This window comes from Pseudomonas sp. FME51, from assembly GCF_014897305.1.
In genome coordinates this window covers 1-2,108 of sequence record NZ_JABUYN010000038.1, presented here as the reverse complement: position 1 = coordinate 2,108, position 2,108 = coordinate 1, and the positions used below count along the sequence as shown (strand labels likewise).

Annotated in this window: 3 protein-coding genes; all 3 read left to right on the top strand. The window is 50.9% G+C overall.

Annotation, left to right across the window (positions count from 1 at the left end; translation table 11 throughout):
• Positions 1 to 531: hypothetical protein (locus INT39_RS22265; RefSeq protein ID WP_226944968.1), on the top strand; the 531-nt coding region annotated here is incomplete at its 5' end.
• Between the two features lie 2 nt (positions 532 to 533).
• A complete protein-coding gene (locus INT39_RS22260) occupies positions 534 to 863 on the top strand; it encodes a DUF2523 family protein (protein ID WP_193076146.1) in 330 nt (109 codons plus the stop codon).
• On the top strand, positions 863 to 1,960 hold the full coding sequence (locus INT39_RS22255) for a zonular occludens toxin domain-containing protein (RefSeq protein WP_193076145.1): 1,098 nt from the start codon (positions 863 to 865) through the stop codon (positions 1,958 to 1,960). Before INT39_RS22260 ends, INT39_RS22255 begins: the two co-directional genes overlap by 1 nt.
• The last annotated feature ends 148 nt before the right edge of the window (positions 1,961 to 2,108 follow it).

The following is a 2,108-nucleotide window of genomic DNA, read 5'->3' as shown; positions in this document are numbered from 1 at the left end:
GGTGATGGTGGCGGTGATGGTGGTGATGGTGGCGGTGACGGTGGCGGTGGCGGTGGTGGTGGTGATGGCGGTGGTGATGGTGATGGTGAGGATGATGAGGGTGAGAATACTGGTTCAGCGTCAGGTGGCTGTGACACCCCTCCGTCTGGTACCGGAGACCCGCTGCTGGTTGCGATCCTAAAACAGCAATGGCACACCATGTGTTTCGGTGAGGAACTTACTAAGGCCCAATTTCAGTCAGGTCTCGAGGCTGAGGGACTTATTAATGCTGACAACATGGAGAACATCCTCGCCGAAGATGCCACGGATATAGATTCAGACGTTGCTGCTGCAATTAACAGCGTGTTTACGTCAGGCCCATCTAATTCATGTCCTGTTACTGATGTGTCTGTTTCAACAAGATGGGGGCCAGTTAACTTGCCGTTCTCTTTGGCCTGTTCTATTTTTCCGGTTCTGTCGGGCCTTATCTTCTTTTTTGCCTATCTGACTGCGGGTTGGATATTGTTTGATGCGCTTGTGAGAGGTAAATAAATATGGCTATACCACTGATATTTACTGCTGCCGGGTTCTCTGGAATAGTTGCCACTGCAGCCAAGTTTGTGATTGGTTATGCCATCACTCGAGTGGTTGCTGCCCTGGGCATTGCGCTGGTTACGTTCAAGGCGTTGGACTCTATCGCGGAATTGATCGTTGGTTTTATTGAATCTAATACTGCCACTGCTGGTGGCCAATTTTGGGATGTTGCTGTTGCTCTTGGTGTGCCTGATGCAATCAAGGTCATTACTAGTGCTTACGTGGCAGCAATAACCATCAGGCAGTTAATGGGCATCTATGATCGTATAACCTTTGGGAAATCAGAGTAATGCTTTATCTAGTCACTGGAACGCCCGGGTCTGGTAAAACACTGAACACCATCAAGTTTATTGCTGAGTCCAAGGAGTTCAAGGACCGCGATATTTTCTACTTTGGTATTCGTGATTTATCACCTGATCTTGGCTGGGTCGAGTTGACCGAGGAGCAGGCGTATAAGTGGTATGAGCTGCCCTCTAATGCGGTGATCATTTTTGATGAAGCCTATAACGTTTTCCCTACCAAGCATGGCTCTCAGGGCACACCAGAGCATGTAAAGCGCCTGGCCACTCACCGTCACCAGGGGCATGATGTATTCCTGATTTGCCAGAAAGTGGTAGGCCAGATTGATACATTTGTGCGCGGCCTGGTGAACCGTCATCAGCACTACGCCCGTATCATGGGCAGTCTGAATATTAACCGTTTCACCTGGGATGCTTGCCAGCAGAGCCCCGATTCAGCTGGTACCCGCAAAGATGCGAACATTGATAAGTTCCGCATGGATAAGAAGTACTTCGGCGTTTATCACTCGGCTGACACCCACACCCATACACTGTCTGTGCCATGGGGCAGGGTTTCGTTGCTGGTTGTTGGCGTTGTTGCCCTGGTGCTAATGGTCAAACAAATCCAGAGCCGGTTTCAGCCTGATGAGCCTCTGCCTGTTGCCGAGCAGTCAGGTGCGTCAGCTCCGTTTTCTGGTTTTGTTCCTTCGGTGACCACTGGGCAGGAAAATGTACCGCTCGTTGACCTTCTGATTCCTGAAATCGAGGGTATGCCCTGGACGGCGCCCATTTATCGAGAGAAGTACACTGATGTTCAGGACTGGCCCCGGCCAGCTGCTTGCTATCAGTCGGAACGTACCGGCTGCCGCTGTTTCACCCAGCAGGCCAGCCCGTTGGATGTTCCCGTTGAAATGTGTGAGGGCATTGTTGTTGCCGGCTATTTTGACCACACTAAACCTGTCGATCGTGCTCTGTGGCGTGGTGAGGCTGGTGGGAGTGGCTTGCCCACATCCACCAGCATTAACGCGCCACAGCTTTCATCTGTTCAACCTGAACCCACTGTAAACCGTGTTCGCGTTGAGATTGTGCGTCGATCCCGTGAGCTTTAGCACTTCGCATAATTGGAGGGATGTATGTTTTTTAGAATTCTTGATCGTTTGCAGCGTCTTCCGATGCTTGTACTTGCTGCCCTTATGGGTGCTTCCTTCGGCCTTTCTGCTTTCTTCGCTCTCTATGCCCTTGGATACTTCGCATAAT

What these genes read in the sequence shown, in the direction of transcription:
- INT39_RS22260 (WP_193076146.1), top strand. Translation starts at nt 534, where the DNA reads ATGGCTATACCACTGATATTTACTGCTGCCGGGTTCTCTGGAATAGTT.
- INT39_RS22255 (WP_193076145.1), top strand. Translation starts at nt 863, where the DNA reads ATGCTTTATCTAGTCACTGGAACGCCCGGGTCTGGTAAAACACTGAAC.